This is a genomic window from Collinsella aerofaciens (assembly GCF_040910325.1).
GTDB classification, from domain to species: Bacteria; Actinomycetota; Coriobacteriia; order Coriobacteriales; family Coriobacteriaceae; genus Collinsella; species Collinsella aerofaciens_BL.
In genome coordinates this window covers 1-5965 of record NZ_JBDGAV010000048.1, presented here as the reverse complement: position 1 = coordinate 5965, position 5965 = coordinate 1, and the positions used below count along the sequence as shown (strand labels likewise).

At 52.9% G+C, this 5965-nt stretch carries 6 protein-coding genes and 1 pseudogene; 3 read left to right on the top strand and 4 right to left on the bottom strand.

Annotated features, from left to right (window positions below):
- The 3 genes and pseudogenes from AB5Z25_RS10625 to AB5Z25_RS10615 all read right to left on the bottom strand — a co-directional run.
- Positions 1–507, bottom strand: a pseudogene (locus AB5Z25_RS10625) (ATP-binding cassette domain-containing protein); the annotation flags it as partial.
- A 104-nt stretch (positions 508–611) separates the two neighbouring features.
- Complete coding sequence (locus AB5Z25_RS10620; protein ID WP_368135560.1) at positions 612–2216, bottom strand: ATP-binding cassette domain-containing protein; 1605 nt, start codon at positions 2214–2216, stop codon at positions 612–614.
- A gap of 96 nt (positions 2217–2312) precedes the next feature.
- Positions 2313–2693: a hypothetical protein gene (locus AB5Z25_RS10615; protein WP_270253029.1), complete on the bottom strand. Its 381-nt coding sequence runs from the start codon at positions 2691–2693 to the stop codon at positions 2313–2315.
- Between the two features lie 149 nt (positions 2694–2842).
- Here AB5Z25_RS10615 and AB5Z25_RS10610 point away from each other — a divergent pair, with 149 nt between their 5' ends.
- From AB5Z25_RS10610 to AB5Z25_RS10600, 3 genes are read left to right on the top strand one after another with little or no spacing between them, the layout of a single operon-like run.
- Positions 2843–3736 carry a PqqD family protein gene (locus AB5Z25_RS10610; RefSeq protein ID WP_270225118.1) on the top strand — a complete coding sequence of 298 codons (894 nt, stop codon included), beginning with the start codon at positions 2843–2845 and terminating at the stop codon, positions 3734–3736.
- Between the two features lie 5 nt (positions 3737–3741).
- Positions 3742–4782: a radical SAM/SPASM domain-containing protein gene (locus AB5Z25_RS10605; protein ID WP_270253449.1), complete on the top strand. Its 1041-nt coding sequence runs from the start codon at positions 3742–3744 to the stop codon at positions 4780–4782.
- 12 nt (positions 4783–4794) lie between these two features.
- The gene (locus AB5Z25_RS10600) at positions 4795–4977 is read left to right on the top strand and encodes a hypothetical protein (RefSeq protein WP_368135559.1); all 183 of its coding nucleotides are present in this window, start codon (positions 4795–4797) and stop codon (positions 4975–4977) included.
- Positions 4978–5559: 582 nt separating this feature from the next.
- Here the strand turns inward: AB5Z25_RS10600 and AB5Z25_RS10595 are convergent.
- Positions 5560–5965: hypothetical protein (locus AB5Z25_RS10595; RefSeq protein ID WP_368135558.1), on the bottom strand; the 406-nt coding region annotated here is incomplete at its 5' end.

Sequence of the window (5965 nt, the reverse complement as noted above, 5' to 3'; positions counted from 1 at the left end):
CCGAACGGCAATATTCGGTCGGGTGGGCGGCGGTGCTGATTCGCAATATAGGTGGTGTCGAAAGGGCCTAGGACTCAGCAATTTAATTAGCGCGCTCCGGCTCTTCGCATCAAGCGCTGAAGTTGACTCAAGAAACAACATGACGTCCGGCGATTTCAACATCTGCCGCACAATTGCGATGTTCTGCTTCTCCCCGCCGGACACCCCTCCTTTCTTGCTGCCAAGCATCGCTGCCGCCCCGTTCTCCGCAGCGGCAATCATTTTGTCTAACCCCAATATGGCAAGCATCCGATTCAGTTTGTCGGCCTCGAAATCATCAGAAAGCAGCGTAAGATTATCGAGGATCGTCCCCCCAACAATAGGGGGCTCTTGCTCCGTAATGCCAACTCGGCACCGCCGCAATGCGCATCGGTCGATGCGACGCTGTGATACCCCGTTGTAGAGGACGGCCCCTTCCGTGTTATCTGGATATAGACCCAATATCACTGACAGCAGCGAGCTCTTCCCCGAGCCATTTCTTCTTGCTTACTGTTTTTCTTATATTGTAACGATTTTCGATAAGAGGAAAGATTACTCCATGACGCGCAAGCCCGAACTCTAAGCGTTTCCCATCAGCATTGCCCATTTTTCGGATCGAAATCCAAATCCAGCTTCCTATCGCATGCTGAAATCAAATCCTGATCATGGCTTACAACAAGAATTAGCTGATCGAAGGGATTTCGATGAATATACTCCGTGAACTCCCGACGGCTTTCTTCATCTAAATCGTTCGTTGGTTCATCGAACACAAGCACTTCCGGCTGCCTGCGAAGTGCTGCGAATATCCTTAGCTTTCGATACTCTCCACCAGAAAGGTCTCTACAATTCTTGCCTTTTAACGATTCGACGGTTCGATAGAAACTCGGCACAAGCTCTCGGAGGTTTTCGCTCGATCCCCGAATCGACGTCCTCTCAAGGTAATTCTCCACCGTTTCGTTCGGAATAAAGAGCTTTTGCGGGCACACCGCAAACAGGTCCCGTCGGATCGTCTCCATATCGAGCTCTTCATATGGCACCGACCCCAAAGCCCGATGTCCCCCAGCAGAATATAGTCCAAGGAGCACCTTCAGAAACGTGCTTTTTCCGCATCCGTTCGGCCCGGTAATGGCATAGGTTTTTCCTTCCTCCACCTCCACGGAGAGGTCGCGGTATAAGTAGGGCTTTCCCGCGTATCGGTACGCGATGTTGGACAACGATATGCTCTCCACGTGCCCAACCGTGAGGGTGCCGCGGTCCTCGGCGTCCTCCGTCAGAGCCCCCAATCGGTCGAACGAGGCCCTTGCGTCCTGATACGATTTGAAATAATTCAAAAAATACTTGAAGCATCCGAACGCCATCGAGTAATACGAGTTCACCATTGTGAACTCGCCTAAGCTCATTCTTCCGCTCAATATTTCCATCCCGGAGATCACAAGCAGTGCCCCCCGAAACAAAGACGAGATCAGGCCGTCGCTTGATGTGGCCAGATTCGAGACCCTACTTGCTTTTATGTAAATCGGGTAGTACCCCTCGAATACCCCTTTGAGCGTCCGAGCGCTCTGGTTATATGCGCCATCGCACTTAATGTCAAACAACTGCGACAGCTCGCCGCTCACGGACGCGAAAAGCTTACTCAAACCCTCCTTGTTCGCAAGCGAACTGTTGTACAACGGCTTTTTCAACGCCCTGAATAAAATGAAGTACGCAACAAGCGAACATGCACTTAACACCAGGAACACCGGATTAATCGAAAACAGGATGATGCATATCAACACAACCAGAACGATGTTAAGCCCGATCGTCAGGAAGTTGTTCACGACAAACGATGACACCGCATTCGAATCCGCATACACCCTCTGCGTTGTATAGGATGGATCCGCCTGCTCCCCCTTTTCCAGGGGCCCCCGTTCAAACGACTCACACGTGGTCCCCATCAGTCTCGTCGTCATCTCCAAGATGACGCGCGATACGTTCACACCCATCGCATACGACATGAAGGAGGCCGATATCCCTATGCCCGCAACAAAGGCCGCAAACCACACGACGCGAGATGGATCCCTATTCGTCACGAGAAAGTCTACAAACCCACCGTTTAAGGCGGGCATGACGCACGAGAGAGCAAAATTCACCAGCATGAGAATCACGAAAAGCCGTGACCCTTTACACCGAAACAACTCGTGAACCGTCTTCTTAAACATGCCAGCTCCCATCAAGCGGCCTTTTATCCAAAACTGAATTTGCTCGCCGCTTAATCGCTCCCATATATCCCTTGTTGTTAATCCTTGCTCAAGACATTATCTCGGGTTGCGGTGCCCAGGATTCCATTTCACCTTTATATACATACGAATAAGCCCCCTATTTGCATAGGCAAGCGCGGCGATTATAACAGCAGCCACCATCAGACCGAGAATAGCCCTTTTGTCCGGAAAAAGGGACGAGAGAAAAAGGCATATTGCGGAGAAAACTATAGACGCCCCCACCACTCGGTTTGCGCCTAGAGACTCGGCCGTCCGCTTTGCCTCCTCTAAACGCTCTCCCGATAGCAATGACATTCCGGCAAGCAATCCCGTGAGCTTGCCTCGATATATCATTATTCCGAACAACAGCAGCAGGCATGACCCCACCATTGAAACCACAACGTCCGACATCGCCATCACTCCAGTCCACTCCTTCAATACCAGCCCTATCGACAAACATCAAAACTTTTTTTAACCTAATATTGTATATCGATATAAATATATTCTTTTATATATCGTTTCGATTTGTGATATTTTATCGAACGAGTTGCTATTCGAGGAAGATAGGCCACAACCAAAGGAGATCAATGGAATCCGTGAATGTTTGGAGCGCGCAAATCTCATCATTGCCTGGAGTCATCCCTATCCCCCTCGACCCAAGCTACCTTCGCAGTGAACCAAATAACCGCCTGAGCGTCCTAAGCTCAGATGGGAAACAAATCTATACGATCCTCAACAGGGTCGCTAAAGAGATTCTTGACTTATGCGACGGCACCTGCGATTTGCCCAAAATTCTCCGTCTGTTCCAAGAAAAATACCCAGATCAACCGCGCGAGACGCTAGCGCATGACCTGGCCCAAACCCTGCATAGCCTGACCGTAAACTGTCTTATCGTTTGGAAGAAAGAAGGGAGATATATGAACGACCCTTTCGGCTCCGATTACCTAACATCGGTGAATCCCGACGAGCTGCTTATTCTCGCGGACGCGAGCAGGTTTGCTGAAATCGAAGAGGCGGCTGCAAAATCCCTCTCTGCAAAACAGTCCAAAAATGGCAATAGGATCTATTTCTCTGAGTTCGACGTTGAGCCCGAATTGGAGAACTTTCTGGTTCTTCGCCAAAGGCTCTTTTCCTTTACCCATGATTATTTTCTACTCACGAGCCAGTCCGGAGAAATTAATGGATTGATAATATGCGAGCCGGCCACTAATCCCGCCGGCCGCAGCGTCATCATCAAATTTATCTCATGCAGCTCCACGCTGCTTGCCGGTGTGCTCGACCGCCTTGCGGAATACTACGGATCTTCCGCTCCCAAAGCCTACCGCGCGCTCAGAATTGACGCGCCTGATTCCACCCCAATCGCCGAACAACTTGACCATTCCGACCAGCGCCTTGGCTTTTCCTTAGTCGGCACCCTGCCCAATGAGCTCGACTCGGGCGACGTCAAGCTGTTTGTTCGCCCGCTCGATAAGAAGCAATAATGAGCATGCCGGCAATAATCGGAGCGCCCCACAGCGTTGCGCTCGACATTACAAACAAATGCAACCTTCGTTGTCTACACTGCTTCAACAACAGTGGAGAAAACGATGTCGTCGCGAACGAATTATCCGACAACGAAGTCCTCGAACTCGTCGACTCGATTTGTCAAATGCACCCCTTTAGCTTCTGCTTCTGCGGAGGCGAGACCCTCCTGCGAAAGGATCTTGTCATCGAGTCCTTGCGGCGGCTCAGCGCATCTGGCGTCAAATGCAACCTCGTGTCAAACGGTCTGCTCGCAAACTCAAATACTTTGCATGAGCTCGAACGCGCCGGTTTAAACGGCATACAGTTTAGCCTCGATGGCCTACGCGATTCTCACGAACATATGCGAGGACTCTCGGGATTATACGACCGGGTGCTCGACGCCATCGATATCACGCTGAACGAAACCTCACTGCACCTTTCAATTGCCTTTTGTCCGACATCGTTCAATGTCGACGATTTCAAACCAGTTTGCACGATGCTTCGAGACAAGCTGAAATCGTCGGGTAGAACTGACCGAATTGACCTTAGAGTTCAGCCGCTCATGCTCCTCGGTAGAGCCCGAAGAAACCGCACGATTCGCCCTTCGAATAATCAATACCGTCGGCTAGTCAACACGATCAATGACCTTCGATACGATCCGGACTATCGAGGCTATTTCATGCTTGAGTGGGGCGACCCCATCGACCACTTGGTCAGATTCCCTCAACTGCAAATGCAATTTGACCAAGTGGCCATCCACGCCAATGGCGATATCGTCGCATCCCCCTATATACCTCTCATCATCGGAAACGTTCGCAAACACAGCCTTCAGGAATACTACGATGCCGGAATGGCAACCGTTTGGGATAAGCCCGTTGTTACCGCGTTGGCCAATCGTATGCACTCGATTGACGAGATGGAAGAGATCTCATCGTTGATTGCAGACATCAATATGGACGGCGACCTCTATATCGACCTGATCGACGATGATCTAGGCGACCTGAGCGTCCTGTCACAATTCTAAGGAGATGTTCTCATGTATGAGACCCCAGAAGTAGAGAAGTTGGATTCCAAAACCGGCCCCGTTCCCGTTGTGGTCAACTTTGCAGCCGTCGTGGATAACGTAGTCGCAGCCGTCTATGATGCCGTCGTTGCGGCCTACGCATTCTGGTACTCGGCAGACAACGACGGCACCGGGACGAGTGCAGCACAGAACTAGTCGCCGGCTCATCGAGCAATCGCCTCGCCTATCACTGCATGCGATTGACTGCGCAGCCCCAGCCAACGCCCAAAGCGCCTTGAAGAGCTGCTTGTAACATTCGTTCATTCAACAGCGAGATCTCTTCACCATTCTCGGCCGGCCCGACAGATCGACACATCAGTCGGGCCGGCCAGACTTATACAACGCGGCGACTCCGCTCACGCCACCCCCCCCCCCGAAACTCACGCTGTCATCACACGGGCAATCAACAGTGAATCCTGTTATGCGACATGGGCAAACGGCCACGTGCGCGATTAAAACGAATTCACTTAACAGACTTCAAGAATGCTTTAGCACCGCAGGATGGCCATACGCGGAGCGCGGCACGCATAAGCCAAAAGCGGCATTAAAAGCCATCCCCTTCCCTGCTGAATGCGCGTCCTAGCCCATCAACCGGTCGGACCATCGCGAAGATGATCCGTGCTTCCATACTGCAATGCGATATCAAGCATCACGAATAGTCCCCGCCCAACGGGGTTCTCCCCTCCGCAGGCGTTTCGGAACCCGCCCCCATCCCAAATTCCCACGCAGCGGCCGCGTTCACCGCCGCCGCGGGGGCCCTAGCTCCCCCGCGGCGCGGGCACGGGCGGCGAGGTCGGATGTGAAAGCCGGACCGCAGAGGTATCGAGCGCACGCGGCCAGGGCCTCGAGGGCGCCTGGCGGGTAGGGAGATCCGAGCATGAGGCAGGACAACGCGCAGGCCCGCAAAAGGTTCACGAGCTCCCCCGCGACGCGGCAGACCCTCGGCTGCCCCTCGTAAAGGATGCAGAAGACACGGTCGAGGTCCGACGGTTCGACCAGGCTGTACCGGCAGTCCGCGTACAGTGCGCAGCCCCTCCCGCGCGGGTCGCCGTCCGAGTCCTCATCCGGCTCATGATGGCGCACCTCGACCCAAAGGCCCTCCAACACATCGTCGAACCCGAAATCGAGCTCCGCCTGGACGCTC